This window comes from Vibrio sp. Of7-15 (assembly GCF_022347565.1).
Lineage (GTDB): Bacteria > Pseudomonadota > Gammaproteobacteria > Enterobacterales > Vibrionaceae > NORP241.
Map to the genome: position 1 here is coordinate 22,971 of NZ_JAKRGH010000030.1, position 23,556 is coordinate 46,526.

General features: G+C 42.4%; 20 protein-coding genes. 10 read left to right on the forward strand and 10 right to left on the reverse strand.

What is annotated here, in order from left to right; all coding sequences use genetic code 11:
- Nucleotides 1-179 precede the first annotated feature (179 nt).
- The 3 genes from MHO82_RS21960 to MHO82_RS21970 all read left to right on the forward strand — a co-directional run bounded on the left by MHO82_RS21960 (nucleotide 180) and on the right by MHO82_RS21970 (nucleotide 3,352).
- Nucleotides 180-1,160 (forward strand): tripartite tricarboxylate transporter substrate binding protein, encoded by a 981-nt coding sequence (locus MHO82_RS21960; protein WP_239187908.1) that lies wholly within the window; start codon nucleotides 180-182, stop codon nucleotides 1,158-1,160.
- 168 nt (nucleotides 1,161-1,328) lie between these two features.
- Nucleotides 1,329-1,808 carry a tripartite tricarboxylate transporter TctB family protein gene (locus tag MHO82_RS21965; RefSeq protein ID WP_239187910.1) on the forward strand — a complete coding sequence of 160 codons (480 nt, stop codon included), beginning with the start codon at nucleotides 1,329-1,331 and terminating at the stop codon, nucleotides 1,806-1,808.
- Nucleotides 1,809-1,819: 11 nt separating this feature from the next.
- Nucleotides 1,820-3,352: a tripartite tricarboxylate transporter permease gene (locus tag MHO82_RS21970; RefSeq protein WP_239187912.1), complete on the forward strand. Its 1,533-nt coding sequence runs from the start codon at nucleotides 1,820-1,822 to the stop codon at nucleotides 3,350-3,352.
- Between the two features lie 116 nt (nucleotides 3,353-3,468).
- Here the strand turns inward: MHO82_RS21970 and MHO82_RS21975 are convergent, their stop codons facing one another.
- The 3 genes from MHO82_RS21975 to MHO82_RS21985 all read right to left on the reverse strand — a co-directional run bounded on the left by MHO82_RS21975 (nucleotide 3,469) and on the right by MHO82_RS21985 (nucleotide 8,314).
- Nucleotides 3,469-4,167 carry a response regulator gene (locus tag MHO82_RS21975; protein WP_239187981.1) on the reverse strand — a complete coding sequence of 233 codons (699 nt, stop codon included), beginning with the start codon at nucleotides 4,165-4,167 and terminating at the stop codon, nucleotides 3,469-3,471.
- A 10-nt stretch (nucleotides 4,168-4,177) separates the two neighbouring features.
- On the reverse strand, nucleotides 4,178-5,746 hold the full coding sequence (locus MHO82_RS21980) for a sensor histidine kinase (RefSeq protein WP_239187984.1): 1,569 nt from the start codon (nucleotides 5,744-5,746) through the stop codon (nucleotides 4,178-4,180).
- A 210-nt stretch (nucleotides 5,747-5,956) separates the two neighbouring features.
- Nucleotides 5,957-8,314, reverse strand: coding sequence for a response regulator (locus MHO82_RS21985; RefSeq protein WP_239187914.1), 2,358 nt, complete (start codon nucleotides 8,312-8,314; stop codon nucleotides 5,957-5,959).
- Nucleotides 8,315-8,389: 75 nt separating this feature from the next.
- Here MHO82_RS21985 and MHO82_RS21990 point away from each other — a divergent pair, with 75 nt between their 5' ends.
- Nucleotides 8,390-9,160 carry a transporter substrate-binding domain-containing protein gene (locus MHO82_RS21990; protein WP_239187916.1) on the forward strand — a complete coding sequence of 257 codons (771 nt, stop codon included), beginning with the start codon at nucleotides 8,390-8,392 and terminating at the stop codon, nucleotides 9,158-9,160.
- Between the two features lie 79 nt (nucleotides 9,161-9,239).
- Here the strand turns inward: MHO82_RS21990 and ribA are convergent, their stop codons facing one another.
- A complete protein-coding gene (gene ribA, locus MHO82_RS21995) occupies nucleotides 9,240-10,298 on the reverse strand; it encodes a GTP cyclohydrolase II (protein ID WP_239187918.1) in 1,059 nt (352 codons plus the stop codon).
- 389 nt (nucleotides 10,299-10,687) lie between these two features.
- Between ribA and MHO82_RS22000 the strand changes: the two genes are divergently transcribed.
- Nucleotides 10,688-11,347, forward strand: a complete 660-nt coding sequence (locus tag MHO82_RS22000) for an energy-coupling factor ABC transporter permease (protein ID WP_239187920.1) — start codon at nucleotides 10,688-10,690, stop codon at nucleotides 11,345-11,347.
- Nucleotides 11,348-11,470: 123 nt separating this feature from the next.
- Nucleotides 11,471-11,971: a YfbU family protein gene (locus MHO82_RS22005; protein ID WP_239187923.1), complete on the forward strand. Its 501-nt coding sequence runs from the start codon at nucleotides 11,471-11,473 to the stop codon at nucleotides 11,969-11,971.
- A 144-nt stretch (nucleotides 11,972-12,115) separates the two neighbouring features.
- Here the strand turns inward: MHO82_RS22005 and MHO82_RS22010 are convergent, their stop codons facing one another.
- Nucleotides 12,116-12,811 (reverse strand): oligogalacturonate-specific porin KdgM family protein, encoded by a 696-nt coding sequence (locus tag MHO82_RS22010; RefSeq protein ID WP_239187926.1) that lies wholly within the window; start codon nucleotides 12,809-12,811, stop codon nucleotides 12,116-12,118.
- Between the two features lie 373 nt (nucleotides 12,812-13,184).
- On the opposite strand from MHO82_RS22010, the gene rlmA reads away from it, so the two are divergent.
- Complete coding sequence (gene rlmA / locus MHO82_RS22015) at nucleotides 13,185-14,000, forward strand: 23S rRNA (guanine(745)-N(1))-methyltransferase (RefSeq protein WP_239187929.1); 816 nt, start codon at nucleotides 13,185-13,187, stop codon at nucleotides 13,998-14,000.
- Between the two features lie 108 nt (nucleotides 14,001-14,108).
- Nucleotides 14,109-15,077: a ChaN family lipoprotein gene (locus tag MHO82_RS22020; protein ID WP_239187931.1), complete on the forward strand. Its 969-nt coding sequence runs from the start codon at nucleotides 14,109-14,111 to the stop codon at nucleotides 15,075-15,077.
- Between the two features lie 65 nt (nucleotides 15,078-15,142).
- Here the strand turns inward: MHO82_RS22020 and yddG are convergent, their stop codons facing one another.
- The 5 genes from yddG to yfbV form a co-directional block, all read right to left on the reverse strand.
- A complete protein-coding gene (gene yddG, locus MHO82_RS22025) occupies nucleotides 15,143-16,057 on the reverse strand; it encodes an aromatic amino acid DMT transporter YddG (protein ID WP_239187934.1) in 915 nt (304 codons plus the stop codon).
- A 155-nt stretch (nucleotides 16,058-16,212) separates the two neighbouring features.
- Nucleotides 16,213-17,007, reverse strand: coding sequence for an ABC transporter ATP-binding protein (locus MHO82_RS22030; RefSeq protein ID WP_239187936.1), 795 nt, complete (start codon nucleotides 17,005-17,007; stop codon nucleotides 16,213-16,215).
- The gene (locus MHO82_RS22035) at nucleotides 17,004-17,927 is read right to left on the reverse strand and encodes an ABC transporter permease (protein ID WP_239187938.1); all 924 of its coding nucleotides are present in this window, start codon (nucleotides 17,925-17,927) and stop codon (nucleotides 17,004-17,006) included. Before MHO82_RS22035 ends, MHO82_RS22030 begins: the two co-directional genes overlap by 4 nt.
- Nucleotides 17,928-17,997: 70 nt before the next feature.
- On the reverse strand, nucleotides 17,998-18,966 hold the full coding sequence (locus MHO82_RS22040; RefSeq protein WP_239187940.1) for an ABC transporter substrate-binding protein: 969 nt from the start codon (nucleotides 18,964-18,966) through the stop codon (nucleotides 17,998-18,000).
- Between the two features lie 323 nt (nucleotides 18,967-19,289).
- Nucleotides 19,290-19,739 (reverse strand): terminus macrodomain insulation protein YfbV, encoded by a 450-nt coding sequence (yfbV, locus tag MHO82_RS22045; protein WP_239187942.1) that lies wholly within the window; start codon nucleotides 19,737-19,739, stop codon nucleotides 19,290-19,292.
- Nucleotides 19,740-20,075: 336 nt separating this feature from the next.
- Here yfbV and MHO82_RS22050 point away from each other — a divergent pair, with 336 nt between their 5' ends.
- On the forward strand, nucleotides 20,076-21,272 hold the full coding sequence (locus MHO82_RS22050; RefSeq protein WP_239187944.1) for an acetate kinase: 1,197 nt from the start codon (nucleotides 20,076-20,078) through the stop codon (nucleotides 21,270-21,272).
- 113 nt (nucleotides 21,273-21,385) lie between these two features.
- Nucleotides 21,386-23,539: a phosphate acetyltransferase gene (pta, locus tag MHO82_RS22055; protein WP_239187946.1), complete on the forward strand. Its 2,154-nt coding sequence runs from the start codon at nucleotides 21,386-21,388 to the stop codon at nucleotides 23,537-23,539.
- Nucleotides 23,540-23,556: the final 17 nt, after the last annotated feature.

Below are 23,556 nucleotides of genomic sequence, written 5' to 3' on the forward strand. Positions count from 1 at the left end.
CATTATTCCCTTCGTGAACTTTATGAACAGAATTGGTTTTATAGCCAATATTCTTTTTATCGACGCTATCTAGCCATTTCCATCACTTGCATTTAACTTTTCCTTAACCTTTGAACGTCAAACCCTCGGTTCAAAGCGATTTATAACTACTATAAACCTACACATAAGGAATGTGAGTCATGCTTAAGGTTTTCAAAAAGCGATTTACCGCATCAATGATTGCAGCGAGTATTGCCACCCTTTCAAGTTCTGCTTTTGCTAGTGAACTAGAAAAACTCCACTTTTTGATCCCTGGTGGTGCTGGCGGCGGCTGGGATATGACCGCTCGTGGTACTGGTGACGCTCTCATCAAGTCAGATTTGGTTGAGCAAGTCTCTTTTCAAAACTTGTCTGGCGGTGGTGGTGGTAAAGCCATTGCACACTTAATTGAAACGGCGAAACGTCAAGAAGACACCTTAATGGTGAACTCCACTCCTATTGTTGTTCGCTCACTCACCGGTATTTTTCCCCAATCTTTCCGTGATCTCACACCAGTAGCTGCAACCATCGCCGATTACGGTGCCATCGTGGTGGCTGCGGATTCCAAATTTACAAGTTGGGAGCAAGTCTCTGCCGCTTTTAAAGAAAACCCACGTTCTGTAAAAATCGCAGGCGGATCAGCACGTGGCAGCATGGATCATCTTGTTGTGGCAGCTGCGTTTAAAGGTGAAGGCTTTGATGCTAGAAAAGTTCGTTATATCGCCTACGATGCTGGTGGTAAAGCCATGGCAGCCCTGCTTTCCGGTGAAACTCAATTGCTTTCAACAGGCTTAGGCGAAGTTCTGGAAATGTCGAAAAATGGCCAAGTTCGCATACTGGCAGTCACAGCACCGGAGCGCTTACCAGCAGCACCAAACATTCCAACACTAAAAGAATATGGTAACGAAACCGTATTTGCGAACTGGCGTGGTTTCTTTGCCGCTCCAGGCACAAGCCAAGAAAAGCTAGACGAGTGGAACCAAGCTCTGAGCAAAATGTACAAAACAGAGCAATGGGCTACCGTTCGTGACCGCAATGGCTGGATTGACAACTACAAAGCCGATAAAGACTTCTACAAATTCCTTGAAGATCAAGAGAAACAAATGGGCGATCTAATGCGTGAATTAGGTTTCCTTAAGTAACGAATACACTCGCACCGCCTTTGTCTGGCTACAGTGCCAGACGTAAGCTGCATCAACTATCAGTTCCCCGGATACGGAACTCTCCTTGCCCAACACTAATGAGTTAGTTTGGTTTGATGCAGCTTATTTTTCCTTTCTTATTTCAGCTCAAGGACATGGAGAGAACCTATGCAGTTAACGACCTCTTCGCTGTTATGTCGAGACAGAATCGGCGCATTAATCTTTTTAGCGGTCAGCTTATGTTATGGATACCAAACCAGCCTGATCCCTTTATTCCCTGGTGATGAGTACGAACCGTTTACCGCAAGAACTCTGCCATACCTACTTACTTTTGCTGGTATTGGCTTATCACTGATTTTATTAGTCACCGCAAAACCTGAAGAACAAGGCCAATTACCATCCAATTTAAATTGGCGTTTATTAATCAGCTTTTTAGTCCTAATGGCAGCCTATGGCGTTGGCCTGACATGGTTAGGATTTGTGTTGGCCACCAGCCTTTTCTTACTCGGTGGTTTTTATTTACTTGGTGAGCGCAGAAAAAAAGTATTGTTTGGCGCTTCATTTCCCTTTGTCCTTGCCTTTTGGTTATTACTGACAAAAGGGTTAGATATTTACCTTGAGCCTGGCAACCTCTTTACGGCTTGGTAGGAGACACGGATATGTTAGATGGAATTTTAGCGGGCCTTTCAACCGCAGTCATGCCAACCAACTTAATGATGGTGATGATCGGCTGTTTTGTCGGCACTTTTATTGGCATGTTACCAGGGCTTGGGCCTATTTCAGCCATTGCCTTGATGATCCCAATTAGCTACGGGTTAGATCCCGCTTCAGGTCTGATCCTGATGGCGGGTGTGTATTATGGCGCTGTTTTTGGGGGTTCAACTTCCTCAATCTTAATCAACGCACCGGGGTGTTCTTCTACGGTGGTAACCGCCTTTGATGGCTACCCAATGGCTAAAAAAGGCCAAGCAGGTAAAGCACTGGCCCTTGCAGCTTACTCCTCTTTTACTGGTGGCACGCTTTCAGCCATCATGCTATTAGTCGCAGCTCCAGCTCTTGCTAGTGTGTCACTCAGCTTCCAATCTTCTGATTACTTTGCCTTAATGTTACTTGGCCTTTCTGCAGTTGCTGCCTTTGCTGGTAAAGGTTTAGTGGTAAAAGCATGGATGATGACCGTATTAGGCTTGATGCTCTCTACTGTTGGTATTGATAAAGGTGTCGGCGTTGAACGTTTCACTTTTGGACTGACTGATCTAATGGATGGTTTTAGCTTCTTACTGCTGGCCATGGCCACCTTTGCCTTAGGTGAAACCCTCATGGGGGTACTAAAACCGGCAAAAGACACGCGTGATGAAGAAAGCCAAAAACTGGATGAGCTTGGCAGCATGAAGGTCACGAAAGAAGAAGTGAAAGAAGTTGCTCCTGTGGCTGTTCGCTCCTCCATTTTAGGTTTCTTCACTGGCGTCTTACCTGGTGCAGGGGCAACCATTGCCGCTTTCTTAAGTTACGGTATGGAACGTAATATCGCACCAAAAGAAAAACGTGAAGAATTTGGTAAAGGCAGCATTCGTGGCTTAGTGGCTCCAGAATCAGCTAACAATGCCGCTTCAAGTGGTTCATTTGTCCCGCTACTGACGCTGGGTATTCCTGGCTCTGGTACAACGGCCATTATGCTTGGTGCACTAATCGCTTACGGTATTCAACCTGGCCCACGCTTGTTTGTCGATCACCCTGATATTTTCTGGTCAGTCATTATCTCTATGTACTTTGGTAACATTGTATTGGTGATTTTAAACTTACCGCTTATCCCATACATCGCTAAGCTACTGATGATCCCAAGAACGGTATTACTGCCTATGATTCTGTTCTTCTCAATCACGGGGGTGTACTTAGTCTCCTTTAATACGGTGGATGTCTTCATTATGCTGGCAGTGGCTATCGGAGCCATCGGCCTTCGACTAGCTAACTTCCCACTCGCCCCCTTGTTACTTGGCTTTATTCTAGGTGGATTAATGGAAGAAAACTTACGACGAGCACTAATGATCAGTGACGGCGAGCTCAGCTTCCTATGGGAGCGTCCTATTACCCTATCGTTCACAGCATTAGCAGTGGTGGTACTGCTTGCCCCTGTCTTCATGGCATTATGGAAAAAGATAAAGCCAGCCCCAACGGTAGAAAACGTTAAACCGTAGATACATTTCAAGGTGGTATACGCAATAATCAAAAAGGCTGAACAAGTGGTTGTTCAGCCTTTTTATTTTCGTCTTTTGTTTCCAATGCCTAAGTCACGGACCATGGTCAAAAAATACTAAGAAACCACTCGATACGTTCGCTCTGGTCTTCCCACCGTGCCATAGTTTAAATCGGCTTCGACCTCACCGGATGTAATCAGATACTCCAAATATCGTCTTGCAGTGGTACGGCTCGCTCCAATCAGCTCCCCAGCTTCATCAGCGGTGACTGCTGTTCGCTCAGAAAACAGAGCTCGAACCTTATCCAGTGTTACCCCATCAATCCCTTTTGGTAACCGCTTCTGAGTGGTGACTGGAGTACTGTCACGACTGGTGAGCATGGCATCAACCACACTCTGATCCAAATCGGAGGCCATGTGTAATTTACGCTTTTGTTCAAGGTACTTTTGTAATGACGCCTCTAGGCGAGAGAAAATGACAGGCTTTAATAAATAATCCACCACTCCGCCACGCATGGCCTCTTGTAAGGTATCCACATCCCTAGCCGCAGTAATTAAAATCACATCACACGATTGTTGGTGCTGACGCAACTGGCGCAGAATATCGAGCCCATTTCCATCAGGCAGGTACACATCTAACAAAACAAGATCTGGTTTTAGTACATCTAATAACGTGTTCGCTTCCATACATGATGTTGCTATCCCAATGACTTCAATGGCTTCCATTTGACTCAAATAGCGCCTATGAACCTCAGCAATGGCCACATCATCTTCTATGATCAAAACCTGTGTGATGACCGTTGTTTGATCTGCCATGTTATTAGCATCACGCATGTTGGATTTCCTTGGGGATATAAACTGTCATCCTCGTTCCTTGTGTTGATTTATTTTCCATGACTAACTGGCCTTGATAACGCTGAACCAATTGATTCACTAAATATAATCCGACTCCACGATTATTGGCTGATTTACTGGAAACACCACGCTGGGTTAACGTGTCTGGATTAACATCCGCAGGTAAACCGCAGCCCTGATCATCCACCTCAATGATCAATTCTCGGCCATAATCGGTCACACTAATTTGCACGGTTTTATGCTCTAGATTAGGTTGCCCATCATGTGTCAATGATGCCTCAAAAGCATTATCAATTAAGTTACCAATGATGGTCACCATGTCTTCTGAGCGCACACGCGTTGGCAATACTTCCAACCGAGTCCCTTCATCAATCTCTAATGATAAGCCGAGTTCTCTTGCTCGCTCACTTTTCCCTAAGATCACGCCCGCGATGACCGGATCACTAACCGCTTCTCGTAAAAATTGAATCAGGTTTTGATAGTGCTCGGTTTCTTGACCAATTAATCGCTGTACATCTTGAGTTTTCCCAAGCTGAACTAAACCACTGATCGTATTAAGCTTGTTACGGTGTTCATGAGTTTGAGAACGAAGCAAATCAGCATACTCACGAACTTGGGATAATTGCTTTGTCAGCTCCGAAATTTCATCTTTTAGACGAAAGCTCGATACCGCCCCAACGATCACCCCATTCATCAGTAGGGGCTCACGATTGGCGACCACAACTTGCCCATTAAGCAATAGTTCTGTGTCATGCTCAGATTGATGGGTGATCAATAACTTAGTTAAATCACTGTCTGGCAACACCTGAGATAAAGGCTTACCCAGTGCCTGCTGCTCATCAATGCCTAAAATTTCACACGCACTGCGGTTAATGGATCGCAAATTACCATCAGCATCAATACTGATCACCCCTTCTCGAAGGGTACTTAAGGTCACGTCTAATTCGACGTATAAACGGCCAATTTCTTCAGGTTCAAAGCCTAAAATAGCCCTCTGAAAACGACGAGCAGCATAGTTCGACAAAATCGCATTAGCTAAGACCACCAGAAGGGCCATCCCAATCAAAAACAATAAAAACGGCTCTACTTTGTCGTGAATGCTCGTCAGCAAATAACCCACAGAGACAACCCCAATGATCTCACCTCGGTGGTTAAAGATTGGTGTTTTGCCACGAACCGATTTACCTAAAGAGCCTTCAGCAAAAGAGACATACGACAAACCCATTTTAAGCGCTTTGTCGTTATCGCCTCCTCTCATAGGGAGACCTAAACGTTCTGGGATGGGGTGAGCAAGACGGATCCCATGTTTATCGCCTACAACAATAAATGCCGCACCAATGGAAGCTCTTAAACGCTCAATTTTATGTGCTATCAAATCAGGCTGATTGGATTCAACCGCCTTTAGGACTGTTGGAGAGTCCGCCAAGAATTTAGCAATGCCAAGGGCTTTTTCACCTGAATCTGTCGCTTCCCAGTATTTGATGTAGCTAAACCCTGCCGCCGATAAGATCATCAGCTCAATTAAACCAGATAGGGTCATGACTAGTAATAAACGGCGGCGAAAGCTTAATTTACTCCATTGAGACACGTGTTATTCCTTTACTCTAACTAAGTTCCACATCCATTAGCTTTGGGTTTTATGTGCTGAACACACAGAAATACCACACTTTGCAGATACTGTTAAAAAACATAATAACACTGGAGTAATCTAATTACTTTGCTCAACTTCATAGGGTGAAAGTTCCAAGAGTTACACTGAAGATGTGCTGGAACTGTTACGCTCGGCAACGATTTGTTCTGAGTAAATATCAATAAAGCTAGCCAAGACCGTTTGCCTTACTGGTTTAGAAATAAAGTCGTTCATACCCGCATCGGCACAACGTTTACGCTCTTCAACGGTAACATTGGCAGTAAGAGCAATAATGGGGGTTGCCATGATATGATCATCTCTAGCAGCTTCAAGCTCACGGATTTTCTCTGTCGCTTTAAAACCGTCTAATACAGGCATCTGGCAATCCATGAATACTAAGTCGTAGTCGTGGCTTTTCCACAGATCCACTGCCACCAGCCCATTTTCAGCAATAGTGACTTCATGGCCAAGCTTGGTGAGCATGGCTTCCGCGACTTTCTGATTAACATGAGTATCTTCCACCACCAAAATAGACAGTGAAATATCATTACTGACCGCCACATTCTCACGACTTACTTGTAATCCATAGCTGGTATCACCGATCGCAGGACTAAGCACATTATGCTCAGATTTATTATGTCGTCCTAGCGCCCTCTGTAACAATAGTTTCAGATCCGTCAAGCGATAGGGACGAGCTAAATAGCCACGAAGCTGACAATCTCTGATTTGCTGGCTGTCCTCTTTATCAGGTGCTGCCGTTATCATTAGCAAAATAGGACTTTGATCATTAAATTGATGACGAATTTTTTTCGATAATGAAAAGCCATCCATATGCGGCATGATTTTATCTAGCAAGACAATATCAACTGGATTTGAACTATTAATGCCTTTTTCAATGTTCAGCAAAGCTTCTTGCGCTGTACCACAACAATGCACTGACGCTCCAAACTCTTCAAGTTGAGCACTGGTAATACGCATATTGAGCTTGCTATCATCCACTAACAGAATCGAAATACCTTCAAAAAGCTGACTGTCATACAAATCCACTTCTGACAGGTTAGAGCGTTCCAATTTCACATCAAAATAGAATGTGCTCCCTAAACCGACTTCACTGTCTAATTTAAGATCGCCACCCATCAGATCAATAATTTGACGACAAATAGCCAAACCAAGCCCTGTACCACCATAATTTCTGGTGGTGCTACCATCCGCTTGTTGGAATTTTTCAAAGATAAGTGATTGCTTATCTTTAGGAATGCCGATCCCGGTGTCTTTCACTGAAAAACGAATCGTTAAATGATCAGAATCTTCCTGAAGCAAGTGGGCACTAACACCAATAAAACCATCGCTGGTAAACTTCAAGGCGTTACCCACTAAGTTGATCAACACCTGTCGTAAACGGGTAGGATCACCAATTAATAAAGGGCTAATATTACTGTCCACTTCACACGAGAACTTCACAGCTTGCTCCGAAGCCTTCAACTGGAACAGGATTTCAATGTCTTTAAACACCTCAAATACATTCAGATCGGCATTTTCAAGCTCTAACTGACCCGCCTCTATTTTTGAAAAATCGAGTATGTCATTGATAATATCCAACAAAGAGAGAGAGCTTGTATGCAGCATATCGATGTATTCACGTTGCTGCTGATCTAAAGATGTCGATTGCAATAACGCAGATAAACCAATAATACCATTCATAGGAGTACGAATTTCATGGCTCATGTTCGCCAAAAATTCACTTTTTTTCCGGTTGGCATCTTCCGCGACCTGTTTGGCTTCAACCAGCTCATTATTATAATGTCGGACTTTTTCAACAGATTGATTATACCCTTCCGCTAATGTGGATATTTCATCATCAAACATCTTTGGCAGCATAGTAACCGGATTAGGTGTTCCATCCTCCTGGTTATTTAATTCTTTTGTTAAGTGCACCAGATGACGACCAATAATCTGATACACAATAAACATAATAAAGGCGGTAATAATGAAGGTTTTTATCGCTTGAGTAATTAACAGAAAGGTAAATTTTTCATACAACTGCTCATAAACAGTCACTAAGCTGGACTCAACATACAGCATACCAATCTCATATTTCTTACCATTTACGTGGTAATTCATTGGCCACTGTTCTGTGAGTTTATATTCATTTTGAGGGGTTCCTAATTCAATGATCGTTTCAAACTGATCACTGACTTTTACATAATGAACATCAGGTAAATGTAATAAACCAGACGAGAGCATGGCCAGTTGCTCTCTATCTTCCACCCATAAGCTTGCCGTCAGGCTCGATAGATAACTCCCTTGAATTTCATCCATGCGAGTATGTATGCTATCGACCTCTTGGTCATAATCGAGGAAAAGATTCAAGCAAGTAATAGCAAAAGTAAAAATTGAACTTACTAGTAAAATCCAACTAACTAGTTGCCTACCGATGCCTACTTTTTTCTTTGAGCCAACTCTAAAACGAGTAATCATGCAAACCCGACGCTATTATTCTAATATCTAATTATTAGCATAAAAATGTATTCAATGCTGCCTAGAGGGAACAAAATGAAGATAAAAAGCTCAATACCACCAGCTCTAATAACTTCAATAATATCAATAAGCTTCTCGGCCAGTTCTTGGGCCAGTGATGTTCCGTATTTTGTCATTTCAAAACAAGCTCGTCCTTTCCAAATTGAAACAAATAATCAGCAACACCAAGGGATAATTACAGAAATTGTTGAAGCGGTATTTGAGAACAATAACTACTCCCTCAGTTACAATACATTCCCCTATAATAGGATGATGATACAACTTGCATCAGATAATTATCCTAATTGGGTCACTTATGGCAGCCCTAATTGGGGAGGCTTACAAGGAGAGAATTTATCTTCTATTCCAGTATATAAAGTTCAGCATGCTTTGTTAAGTAGTAAAAAAGTACCTTTTGAATTCGAAGGTATCGATAAAATGAAAGGCAAAATAGCGGTACTGTTGGATGGCTTTCAATATCCGGGGCTACAACCTTATATTGATTCAGGGCATTTGAACGAATTACGGGTAAAAGATTATCGTGCGGCCTTTAAAGTTGTTGAAAGATTAGCAGGAGAGTCTTTCTTTGTAGAAATGGATACACGAATAAAATATAACCTAATGCAGCAAAATAAAGATCTACAAAAATACAGCCTTCAATACTTTGGTTCAGTGATCCCTGATTATCAAATTCACTTAGCCTACGATCCAAACATGAAACCAGAATTACAAAAATATATTGATTCTCGTCTAATGGAAATGAATCAAAATGGAAAGTTAAATAAAATAGTTCAAAAATACCAGTAATAGTAAATTTAATTAATGAACTTACTATAATAAGAAGGCAGCTTAATCACTGCCTTTTTATTATTGGCAACTAGGTTTATTAAGCTTTATTAACATCGTAAGGCACAAACATATGCCCTAACTTGGTGGCTTTGGTGTTTAAATAGCCCACATTATGCGGATTCTTTCCTTCTTTTAACGCAACACGTTCAACCACCTCAATGCCGACATCTTTAAGTGCTTTGACCTTACGTGGGTTATTTGTCATCAAGCGCACTTGCTTAATGTCTAGAAAGTTCAGCATACCTCTGCAAAAATCGTACTTCCTCATATCAGCTTCAAAGCCAAGGGCTTCATTCGCTTCAACCGTATCGGCTCCGTCATCTTGTAGGTTATACGCTTTAATTTTGTTCAAAAGGCCAATACCTCGCCCTTCTTGACGCAAATACAATAATACGCCACTGCCATTTTCAACTATGTTTTCTAGGGCTTTTGATAATTGAAAACCACAATCGCAACGAGCACTAAACAAGGCATCACCAGTTAAACACTCTGAATGTAATCGTATCAGAATCGGAGTATCTGGCTCTAAATCACCATACACTAAGGCCAAATGCTCTTTTCCCGTATCCGGCTCATAAAAACCATGCATCATAAAAGTGCCCCATTGAGTTGGGAGCTTAGCTTTTTCGACAAACTGAACCGTATTACTTGAGCGTTCTCTGACTAACTCATCACGAACATCCATTAAGATTTTACCGAGTTCATTACGGCCACTGCCATCCCCCCCATCGCCCCAAAAGTTATCTTTATGCGAATGTTCTTTAATTATGCAATTACCAGTGCTGATTAATTTATCTGCAATTTGGGGATTTTGTTTAAATTTTTCAGATACAATTAATTTCATTACCTCACTACGAATATCTTCCCAATCTTCTCGCACATCACTGACGTATTCACGACTGAGCTGAAAAGCAATATCTGGTGTTTTTGCATTTCGTATTTTTTCTTGTAGCTCAGGACAATGAAACTTTTGAGCCTGGTAATAATGCTCGCTTGTTGCCCATATTTGACCTTCAAGGTTCACTTCTACAGGGGCAAAATTAGAAAGATACCCGTGTAAATCTTCTGGCTCATAAAAAAAGACTTCTTTATACATAATTACCTCTACAGCAACGCCTAACCAACTAGGGACTTCGTTATAAATTTAGCTGAAATTCTTTATATGCATGTAATTTTCTAGAAACAACACTCAGTGAAATTATAATCAAACAGTTCCATTATTAATATTTTCATTTATGAATGAATAACCTAACTACATATATTAGAACTCTATTTTTCTTTCTCAGCGCTGCCTTTTTAGAAGCCCTTCACACTACCTTGTTGATTTATTAATCACCTTTCATTTTTAGAGCCATATTTAATGAAAGTTTCTTTCAATATACCTACATCGGCTTTCTTACTGGGTTTTCTATTCATGGTTAGTATTCGTATTTTTCCTCAATTGCTGTTACAACTGAATAATCGATTAATTTACCAACAATTAACATGACTGAACTACAATGGTTAGGCTGGTTCTTCTGGCTTGGAATACTCATAAAGTTTTTCCCTGCTGAATTTATTCCAAAACTAAAACAAGAAAAAACCTATCAGCACATCGTGTTTTCGAGCTGTATTTTCTTATTTATTCTTTGGGGTCTAAGAGCAGGTATTAAGGAAGGGTTAGATGTACACTTTCTTGCCATGACAGTGCTCACTTTAACGCATGGTTGGCGCATTGCGGTTCTAATCAGCACAGTTCCAATTGCCGCTTTAGCACTATTTGGCTTTGTTTCCACAGCAGATTTAGGTGTTTATGCCCTGATAAACACAGTATTACCTGCGTTGTTAAGCTATAGCGTCTTTAGTTTGAGTTTTCATTACCTACCGCGTAACTTGTTCGTTTTTATCTTTGTCGCAGGCTTTTTTAACGGTGCCTTAAATATTGCTATTCAACTTCTTCTTACCTCTGGTTGGCTGTATTTTGCAGGTATTCATACTTGGCACAGTATTGTGGACAACTACCTCGTGTTTCTACCTCTACTGCTGTTTCCGGAAGGGCTTTTAAACGGAATGTCGATTACTCTATTAACTATTTTTAGACCAGAGTGGATTCGTACGTTTTCTGATCGGCAATATTTATATCAGCATCCTAACGATAAAAAATAGCGCAAGTGAGCCTCAATTTTTATGTAAAAATCCTACAAAACATGTGTTGAGATCATGTTATCACGTGCCACATGGCTGCTAATCTTGCCTGTAGATTGATACATAAATTTTTGAGGCCCTATTATGGAAATGACTAATGCTCAACGTCTGATTCTGTCTAATCAATACTACCTAATGGCAAAAATGGATCCTGAAAATGCAGAAAAATACCAACGACAACAAACGATTGTTGAGCGCGGTTATGCATTACAAATCAGAGAGCTAGACAAAGACTTTGGTTGTCTATCTGAAGAAAAGTGCCGAGAAGTGATCGATTTCATGGAAATGTATCACGCGATGCAAGAATCAAACAAAATGTTATCAGAGACTGAGCGCAAAGAAGTGGATCAGCGTCGTTTACAATTTTTAGGTTTTGATATTGCTTCTGAAGCTCAACACGTTAATTATGTTCGCTTCCTAACTGGTTCTGAAGGTCTATACCCTCAATTTGATAAGGCCGATCATCACTTTAACAGCCAGATGCCAATGCTGGATAAGTACCGCCGTATGTTAGCCGTCTGGCGTAACTGTCCACGTCAATACCACCTTTGTGCAACAGAGCTTAGCCAAATATTCAACGCTTAGTGCGCTTAAGAATAACGCACTTAAAAGAAAAACACTTAATAATATAGTGAACTGCATAGAAAAAGACCTGCACGATGGCAGGTCTTTTCCTTTGTGCTTATTTCTATCGTTTCAATGCTTCCTCCACGAGAGCATTGAAGTGGATTAGAAACCGTAAGAAGCACCAAATACGAACGCATTGTTATTATTGTCAGATTGGTTACGGTACTCAAAATACGGTTGAACACCAGAACGAGTCCACGTAGCTCGAAGCTCATGATCCATCGTATTATCACGAGATGCACCCGCCTCTGTGTCCCCTGCAATAACGTACACATTATTATAACTTAGTGTCAGATCCATATCGGTCACATCATAGCCAATCCGGTTATCCATGCGCAGATCCATGTCATTATTGGTATCCGTTGCATCAATGTGTGCACGAGTACGGTTTGACAAAGCAATCCCGTTATCAAAGTTATAACCAATCTTCACTAATGGGCGGTACTGAACGGTTTTACCTAAGCTCATTAAGTGCTGATAACCTGCTGCAACCCACAACTTGTCTGAAAGATTAAAAGACTGTTCACCACCTACAGTTAAACCAGCGCCAACTTGGCCTGGAGAGTCATCTCCCGTTTGAATTGTGCCTAATTGAATACCATCTATCTCAGCGTAAGCAGTAAAGCCACCATAAGTATTATCAAACGTATGGCCTGCTTCTAATGTCGATGTGGCGTTAGAGCCATGAATACCATCTGAATGCAACTGAGCATTACCCGTCACATAAGAAGAATCTGCCATTGCAGTACCAGATATTAGAGCAGCAGGAAGAGTTAATGTTAATAATGTTTTTTTCATTTTAATTACCTCAGCTCCCAAAGAAAGTCACCTTACTTTCTAGTTTCTTATGCTCAAAAACAAACATAAGGAACTGTATTTATTGGGAAAAAGTCGAGCAATCCATCCATCAATTGCCTAGTATTTTCTTGATAAACTCAAGATACCCGACCTAACTGAACAAACACTGAACACCTATTTCGATTTAATTCACATTGAAAAATAACACTTAATAAATTTGAACTAGATAACATTTTTATTATCAATAACAACAAAAATAACCATCAAGGTTATCCCTAAAAAACCAAAAAGAACCACAAGAGTAATGAACACGCCTTGCCCCAACTAAGCCCAGAGATTAGACTTGCCCGGTTATTTTCAATTAGGTCACGCTATGTCTTTTCTTTGTCCACTTTGTCAGCACACTCTTACTCACAACGATAAACAATTACGTTGCGATAATAATCACCAGTTTGATATGGCAAAAGAAGGCTATGTAAACCTGATGCCAGCTCATCACAAACGCTCTAAAAATCCGGGTGACAATAAAGAAATGATGCAGGCACGACGTGCATTCCTAGAAGCAGACCATTACCAACCAATGCAACAAGCGGTTGCTCAGCTTTGTGCTGATAATTTATCAGATGATGCCACTAAGCTACTGGACATTGGCTGTGGTGAGGGTTACTACACCACAGAAATCGCTAACCAATTAACGTCACTTCCACACTTACAAGTTTTTGGTTTAGACATCTCAAAAATCGCTATTCGCTATGCCGCTAAACGCTATCAAAATAGCCAATTTTGTGTCGCTTCCAGCCATAAGTTGCCATTTTCGGACCAATCTTTAGATGCAGTTGTACGTATTTATGCGCCATGCAAGCAAGAAGAGTTACAACGAACAATCAAAGATAATGGTGTGATTATCACTGTCACACCAGCAAGCCGTCATTTATACGAGCTGCGCGCAGAAGTGTACGACGACGTTAGGCTCCACCCTGAAACACCAGAAAATATTGAAGGGTTCAACCTACAAGAAGAGAAAAAGTTGTCATACATGATGGACTTATCAGGAGCACAAGCACTGAATTTACTCCAGATGACACCATTTGCTTGGAAGGCGACTGAAGATCTAAAAACAAGGCTCTCCAGTCAAGAACAGTTCAGCTGTGAAGCTGACTTCATGCTTCGAGTGTACCGAAAAGCATAAGGCTCAAACCGAACTGTAATTAATTCTCATTTAGATTGATAAAGTACAACAACTCCACTACTATCTGGCCCCTATAATTGGTATATACATCAGGCAAGTGGAGTTGTTATGAAATCTTGGCTATCACCAAAAAAAACATTACTGGCTATTCTCGCGCTCAATGCTTTAACAGGCTGCGCTTCTGCTTCTATCGAGCCGACCACGGCCACCCCCGTCAACACATTTTATGATTACCAGCTACACACTCCTCAAGGAAATGACATTACTGTTGCTGATTTTGCCAACACATTAAGCAACGCCGATGTGATCCTAGTTGGAGAATGGCACACTCACCCGGGTATTCATCGTTTTCAAACCGACTTATTACAAGCGCTGCACCTTAATTTCTCCAAGGTTGCTCTGTCTATGGAACAATTCACCCGAGATAACCAAGATATCGTTAACCTATATTTAGAAGGGAAGATCGGGGAACAATTATTAATAAAAAAAGGCAGCGCATGGCCAAACTACGAAAGTGATTACCGCCCCTTAGTGGAGTACGCAAAAGCCAATCAGCTTGATATCATTGCCGCTAATGCCCCGAAAACCACCGTGCGCTGTATTGGTAGACAAGGCATTGACTACCTAGAAAAGCTGGATACAGAAGAGAGACAATGGCTAGCAGACACAATTTCAATACAAGATAGTCCATACAGAAAAAAATTTTTGGCCTCCATGCACCATGGCAATGAAGAGCAAACCCTAAAACAGTTTGCAGCTCAAATCACTTGGGATGAAACCATGGCCGACAGCATTGTGGATTACTTAGCAGAGAACCCAACAAAACAGGTCATGCACATTGCCGGAAAGTTTCATATTGAAAATGGACTAGGCACAGCAGCCAGTATTAAAGCCCGAAATCCGGAGTTAAATGTGGTTCTAGTAAGTCCAACCAGCAAACAAAATCCACTAGCAGAAAACAGTGAAGATTATCGTTTAGAGGTCCTAAACCTACCGAAACGTTTTGTAAGTCACGAAAGCATGATGGCTTCAATGAAACATATAGGTAAGCGTAATAAAACACTAACCTGTAAATAATTTCTTACTTGTCGGCAAGGCATGAGTGTGAAATCCATGCCTTTATTTTATGGTCACTATCAACTTTAGCTTTCTTCCTGCCAAGATAATGCTCTAGGCCCAGAGCGAGGAGATCTTGTTGATGACCAACATAGTAAAGAACCTAGTACCACCAATACACACCCTTCAAACATACTGATACCAGGTGATACACCAAGCCACAAGGCAGCCACTAAAATCGACAGTAAAGGGGTAAAATAAGACAAGGCTGCGACTAATGTTAAGTTACCTTTCTGCATCGCCAAATCCCAACACGAGTACGCCAACGCACAAGTCCCAGAAAGTAATAACAACTCAAATGCCGCTTTCCAAGTCAGTGTTCCAACGCCACCAACCCAAAACGCTTGTAGCCACATCACGATAGAAGTCAGCAACAAAAAAAACGCTAATGCTCCACGGTTTCGGCACCAGAGTCGAGTTAGATTAGAATACAAAGCCCAACATAGCGCGGCACCAAACGCTAACCCATAAGGCAAAGGGTTCGCGATAATATTATGACTCATGCTAGCAATATCAAGCCCCTGTCCACCGGACACCACATGCACCACACCAACTAGAGAACAGATAATACCAGGAACTAACCACCACCTTGCTTGCTGTTTATGAATAGGGATGGCCAAACATAAGGTTAAGCTCGGCCAGAGGTAATTGATAAGCCCAATCTCTAACGTTTGTTGGTGATTATTGGAAAAACCAATGGCTAGGGCGAAAGCTGCCATATAAAAGATAAATAACCCACCACACACAATTAGATACCGTTTCGACTCCCCTTTCATACCAAGTTCACGACGAGCAAGAAAAATAAATACAGCGCTCAAGGTATATACAGCAGCCCCTGTTGCTTCAGGGCCTAAGATTTCAGAAATACTTCTAAATAGGGCGACACTTAGGCTCCACATTAAAATCGCCAACATCCCAGCCAGCGTTCCTTGCTTTGTCATTACTTTATCCATCTGATTTAGGTGGCTCTACTCTACTAATAAATGCCGAATAAAAAAGAGAGGAATACTGCAGTTTTGTATACGAAATTGTTATAAAAGTGAAAAAATAGGCAGTTCAAGTCTGCCTATTTTTCTCTTTATTAAGTCACGCTTTATTAGTTCAAAAGTAAGCTATCATCTGCCAATTCTTCGCCACGAACTTTGCTGAACATCTCCAGTAAATCTTTTACTTCCATATTCGCTCGTTCTTCCCCGGCAACATCCAGTACAATCTCTCCTTGGTGTAACATCACAGTACGATCACCACATGCCAACGCATCTTTCATCGAATGCGTTACCATCATTACGGTTAAATCAAACTCTGTGACAACCCTTTTCGTCAAATCAATAACAAAAGCAGCCATACGTGGATCTAATGCAGCAGTGTGCTCATCGAGCAATAGAAGTTTGCTGTCCGATAAGGTCGCCATGACTAAGCTTACCGCTTGTCGCTGACCGCCAGATAACAGTCCAATACTATCACCTAGACGATCTTCTAACCCTAATCCTAAAATGCTGATCCGCTCTTGGAACAACTTTCTACGATTAGAAGATAAAGCCAGCTTCCAACCACGGCTTTTACCTCGGCTGTACGCCAACGCCATGTTCTCTTCAATGGTCAGCTCACCACATGTCCCCGCCAAAGGGTCTTGAAATACTCTTGCGGCTAACCGAGCACGTTGGTGAACATGCTGCGAGGTAACATCTTGGCCACCTATCACCACTTGACCACCCACCATGGGTGTTTCCCCACTCACAGCACCAAGTAAAGTCGACTTACCAGCCCCATTTGAACCTATAACAGTGAGAAACTGATGCTCCGGTACTTCAAGCGAGATCCCTCTTAATGCTCGGTTCTCTAAAATAGTCCCTTGATTGAAGGTGACTTGAATATCTTCCAACTGGATCATGACACCTCCTTACTGGTTTTTAGGCTTTGCGTTTGCGACTTTTTTGCGCGCAGTTTTCCTTTCATTTTTGGTGCAATTAGCGCAACAGCAACCAGAACCGCCGTGATTAAATTAAGATCAGAGGCTTGCATACCAAACATGCCGGAACTTAATGCAAAAGCTACCGCTAAACGGTATAGAATAGAGCCCAGAATAACCGCAACAACCGCTACCCAAATTTTACGTCCTGGAATCAGTGTCTGGCCAAGTATGACCGCCGCTAACCCCACCACAATAGTACCAACACCTGAAGTAACATCCGCAAAACTGTTGGTTTGCGCAAATAACGCCCCAGAGAAGCCTACGAACGCATTCGACAGCGCTAAACCGAAGTAAGTATAGAAACCAGTACTACCACCTTGAGCCTTCACCATACGACTATTTACGCCCGTAGCACGCAAGGCCAACCCAAAATCACTGGCTAATAATCGGACAATGAACCAAGCACTCAAGGCAACCAAAACCGCAACCACCAATGGGCGAACATACATAGGATCAACCCCCATGTTCTCAAATGGCGTTAAAATTGTATCTTCACCTAACAATGCAATGTTGGGACGCCCCATGATGCGAATATTAATCGAAAACGCGGCGATCATGGTTAAGATGCTGGCAAGCAAATGCAAGATCCCACAACGTACAGCAAGAAACGCAGTAACAAGCCCAGTTAACCCTCCGGCTAGAATTGCCATTCCTGTTGCGATCCATGGATTAACCCCAGACACAATCGCGGTAGCCGCTACTGCAGCGCCCATAGGAAAGCTACCATCAACACTCAAGTCGGGGAAATCGAGCACGCGGAAGGTAAGATAAACACCCAAAGCCACCAGCCCGTATACTAAGCCGATTTCTAAGGTGCCAAAAAAAGCAAAAGCAGACATGTATTCTCCCTAGATACTACCCCTGCTTACTTGCACTGTAAGCAGGTAACACACCCTGTATTATTTATAGTTACTCTTGTACTTTCGTTGCACGGCCTAATACATCAGATGAGAAAGAAATCCCTAGCTTATTGGCAGCAGCTTTATTTAAAACAAGATCAGAGCCCTTTGCTACTTTAACCGCAATCTCACCCGGCTTTTGACCATCTAAAATAGCGGCGACATAATCGGCGGTTTGAACACCAACTTGGTAGTAATCAAAACCCAAGCCAGCAAAAGCACCGTTTGTTACGTATGATGTGGCACCGCCAAATACGGGAGTTTTCGCTTGATTAGCCGCCACAATCATGCCATCAATGGCGCTTGCTACGGTGTTGTCTGTAGGGGCATAAATCACATCCGACTTAGATGCGACAATCTGCGTTGCAGCTTGAACGTCTGCACTTTTTAATGCCGTACCTTCCACAACTCTTAAACCTTCTTTCTTCGCAGCACTCTTTAAGAGATCAACCAATGTCACGGCATTTGCTTCCCCTGGGTTGTACACCACACCAATGGATTTAGCATTTGGTAATAACTCTTTAATCAAAGAGACATGCTGCGCTACCGGAGACAGATCGGACAGCCCCGTGACATTTCGACCCGGCTTATCCATATTTTTTACCAATTTAGCACCAACAGGGTCTGTTACTGCCGTAAACACAACGGGAATTGAGCGAGTAGCAGCCACCAATGCTTGAGCGGTTGGTGTTGCAATACCTACTAACACGTCTGGCTTTTCCCCCACATACTGACGAGCAATCTGCACTGCGATAGCCGGGTTACCTTGTGCCGTTTGATAAACAAATTCTAAGTTTTCCCCTTCAACATAGCCTTTTGCTTTTAAACCATCTAATAAGCCTTGACGAGAGGCGTCAAGTGCTGGGTGTTCAACAATCTGTGAAACAGCAACTTTAGCCATTTTTGCCAAAACGGTCGTCGGTGCCAATAAAAGCGATCCAGCGATGCACGCTGCGGTAATAATCTTCGACGCTTTCATGTTATCTCCTTGGTCTTATTGCGATTTGTTTATTGTTTGCGCGAGCGTCATCTTCCTGTGACGCCTTTTAATTATTAGACAAACTTCGTCGTCTTTTCTATTTATCCCAAAAAACCGCCAATAAATATACATTTTATTAACATTTATTTTTGGTTATTTAGATAATGCGTAAACTAAATCACCTTCTCTCTCAAATATGCTGATATATTCATATTAAAAAGGAAGGTATGAAGAAGGGGTATTTAAAGAAAAACTACGGATAAAAAAAAGCAGGTGCGTAAACACCTGCTTTAATGAATAGAGAAGAGAGAAAGAAAAAGCCGTTAAAACCAGCGCTCCAGCGCCGACCGATCTAGCTGTTTAAATGCACGAGAAAGCACTTTCGCTAACTCTTTATATCTAGGTTGAGCTTTTAAAGGCTCTAAAGCACCGCCGTTTTCAATAATTTTCTGGTGTAATTCTCGATACCATCCGGCTAGCGCTGGCGGTAATTGCGTATTTGAACGGTTACCTAACCACCAAAAACCTTGTAGTGGCATGCTCAAAGCAAACAACGCCATCACAATGGCTTGTGGCAACGCATCATAGTTATTAAATGCCATTTGTGTAAGAACACTAATAACTGCAACAGCAGGCATAACTTTAATTGCAAAGCGAGTGGCCTTGATCACTCTTTGCTCTGGAAATAAAGGCGCTAACTCTTTTCGCAGTGGCCACATGTCCATATATTTCTGACCATCTCGAAAACGGTATAAAAAGCTTTTTTCGCTCATATCGCCCCTCCCACTCAAAAAAAACTATAACTTTTCAAAAAAACTGATAACAAACTTGATTAAAATTAATATTTTTTCAAAATCTTTTTGTTATCTTGGCGCACAATCGCTATCCTACGCGCACTCCAATTTTCATTGTTGCCCTTATTGACTAATAAGGCAACTTTGTTTGATGAATGCAAGGAAAGCACACAGCATTCGCGTTGTGTTTCAATATACGGAAATTAACGATTTTTTGACCGAGAATAGGCTTGTTGATACAAAACTCGTCTATTCTTGTGATTAATTTTCATACTTACTGAATTTTATATTCAGACGAATAACAGGTAGTAACTCATGTCTAAGCTGGTTTTAGTTTTAAACTGTGGTAGTTCTTCTCTTAAATTTGCAGTTGTTGATGCAGTATCAGGTGAAGAGCACCTGACTGGTCTTGCTGAATGTTTGCAGCTTCCTGAAGCTCGCATCAAGTGGAAACTTGACGGCAAGCACGAAGCACAACTAGGTAACGGTGCAGCTCACGAAGAAGCACTTGCTTTCATGGTTGAAACTATCCTTGCTTCTAAGCCAGAGCTTTCTGAAAACATCGCGGCTATCGGTCACCGTGTTGTTCACGGTGGTGAGCAATTCACAAAGTCAGCACTTATCACTGACGATGTACTTAAAGGCATCGAAGATTGTGCAGCTCTTGCTCCTCTTCACAACCCTGCGCACATCATTGGTATTAAAGCAGCTCAAAAATCATTCCCAGCACTTAAAAACGTTGCTGTATTTGATACTGCTTTCCACCAAACTATGCCTGAAGAAGCTTACCTATACGCTCTTCCGTACAACCTATACAAAGAGCACGGTATCCGTCGTTACGGCATGCACGGTACTTCTCACCTATTCATTACTCGTGAGTGTGCAAACATTCTTGAGAAGCCAGTTGAAGAGCTAAACATCATCAACTGTCACTTAGGTAACGGTGCTTCTGTTTGTGCAATCAAGAACGGCCAATCTGTAGATACTTCTATGGGTCTAACTCCTCTTGAAGGTCTTGTAATGGGTACTCGTTGTGGTGACATCGACCCTGCAATCATCTTTCACCTACACGACACGCTAGGTTACTCTGTTGAGAAAATCAACAACATGCTAACTAAAGAGTCTGGCCTTGCTGGTCTTACTGAAGTAACTTCTGACTGTCGTTTCGTTGAAGACAACTACGGTACTAAAGAAGAAGCAACTCGTGCAATGGACGTATTCTGTCACCGTCTAGCTAAATATGTTGCTGGCTACACAGCAACTCTAGAAGGCCGTCTAGACGCTATCGTATTTACTGGTGGTATCGGTGAAAACTCTGGCCCTATCCGTGAGATGGTTCTAAACCGTCTTGGCGTATTCGGCATCGAAGTTGATGGTGAAGCAAACCTTAAAGCGCGTTTCGGTGGTGAAGGTACTATCACAACTGCAAACAGCCGCGTACCAGCAATGGTTATCTCAACTAACGAAGAGTTAGTTATCGCTGAAGATACAGCTCGTCTAGCTGAAATCTAATCTCAGTGTCTACTGGCTAATCTATGCTTAATTAGGTTAGCCAGTTCTTCTTTTTATAGCTTTGTAGTCTGTATACGAAGCTTTTGCCCCAAATAGTGTAGAGGAATTATCCTGTGTCTCGTACTATTATGCTTATCCCTGCTAGTGCTGGTGTTGGTCTTACCAGTGTTAGTTTAGGTGTCCTACGTTCTATGGAGCGTAAAGGCGTAAGTGTTGCTTTCTTTAAGCCTATCGCTCAGCCACGTCACGGTGGTTCTCAGCCTGATTTAACATCAACTATCATTCGCTCTAACAGCGACATGAACATTGCTGAACCAATTGCAATGTCTCACGCTGAGAAGCTAATCAGTAATGATCAAAGCGATGTATTACTTGAAGAAATCGTTGCTCGTTATAAAGAAGCAACAAAAGATGTGGAAGTTGCTTTAATCGAAGGTCTAGTACCTACTCGTAAGCAACCATTCGCAAACCAGATCAACTACGAAATCGCCAAAACGCTTGGTGCAGAAATCGTATTTGTTGCAACACCTGGCACAGATAATCCAGCACAGCTTAAAGAGCGCATTGAAGTTGCATGTTCTAACTTCGGTGGCACTAAAAACAAGCAAATTTCTGGCGTAATTGTAAACAAGCTAAATGCGCCTGTTGATGATGCTGGCCGTACACGCCCAGATCTATCTGAAATTTTCGATGACGCAGATGCAACAAAACCAACAAATGTTGAAGTTATGCAGCTGTTCAACTCTAGCCCTATCCGTGTTCTTGGCTGTGTGCCATGGAGCATCGATTTAATCGCAACACGTGCGATCGATATGGCGAAGCACTTGAATGCTGAAGTGATTAACGAAGGTGAAATGAATACTCGTCGTATCAAGAGTATTACTTTCTGTGCTCGTTCTATCCCACACATGATTGAGCATTTCAAACCAGGTTCACTGCTTGTTACTTCTGCTGACCGTCCTGACGTTATCGTTGCCGCTTGTCTTGCTGCAATGAACGGTATCGAAATCGGCGCTATGCTACTGACTGGTGGTTACGAAGTACCTGCTGAAATCATGACTCTGTGTGAGCGTGCATTTGCAACTGGCCTTCCGGTATTCACAGCACCAGGTAACACATGGCAGACTTCTCTTAACCTACAGAGCTTCAACCTAGAAGTACCTGCAGACGATAAAGAGCGTGTTGAGTTCGTTAAAGATCACGTGGCAAGCCACATTGACGGCCAGTGGATTGATTCTTTATCTGAAGGCACTGACGGTATCCGTCGCCTAAGCCCACCAGCATTCCGTTACCAGCTAACTGAATTTGCACGTATGGCTAACAAGCGTATCGTACTTCCTGAAGGTGATGAGCCACGTACAGTAAAAGCAGCATCTATTTGTGCTGAGCGCGGCATTGCTGAATGTGTGCTTCTTGGTAACCCAGACGAAATCCGCCGTGTTGCAGAGCAGCAAGGTGTAGAACTAGGTACTGGCGTTCAAATCATCGACTCTGATGCTGTTCGTGAGAACTACGTTGCTCGTCTAGTAGAACTTCGTGAGAAGAAGGGCATGACGGAAGTTGTTGCTCGTGAAAAACTAGAAGACTCTGTATTCCTAGGTACTATGATGCTTGAGTGTGGTGAAGTTGACGGCCTAGTATCTGGTGCAGTTCACACCACAGCAAATACTATCGTTCCTCCATTCCAGATCATCAAGACGGCTCCTGAAGCGTCTATCGTATCTTCTATCTTCTTCATGCTTCTGCCTGATCAAGTACTGGTATACGGTGACTGTGCAATCAACCCAGATCCAAACGCTGAACAACTGGCTGAAATCGCAATCCAATCAGCGGATTCTGCTAAAGCATTCGGCATTGATCCTCGCGTTGCTATGATCTCTTACTCTACTGGTACTTCTGGTAAAGGTGCAGACGTAGATAAAGTTCGCGAAGCAACTCGTATTGCTCAAGAGAAACGTCCTGATCTTATCATTGATGGTCCTCTACAGTACGATGCAGCAATCATGGAAAATGTGGCAGCTTCTAAAGCGCCTAACTCTCCTGTTGCTGGTAAAGCGACAGTATTCGTATTCCCAGACTTGAACACGGGTAACACGACGTACAAAGCCGTGCAACGTTCAGCAGATCTAGTATCTATTGGCCCAATGCTTCAAGGTATGCGTAAGCCAGTAAATGATTTGTCTCGCGGCGCATTGGTAGACGACATTGTTTACACTGTTGCTCTAACTGCTATCCAAGCAGGTCAAGCTGAAGAACAAGCTCAATAATCCCTCTTTCGGTTTTA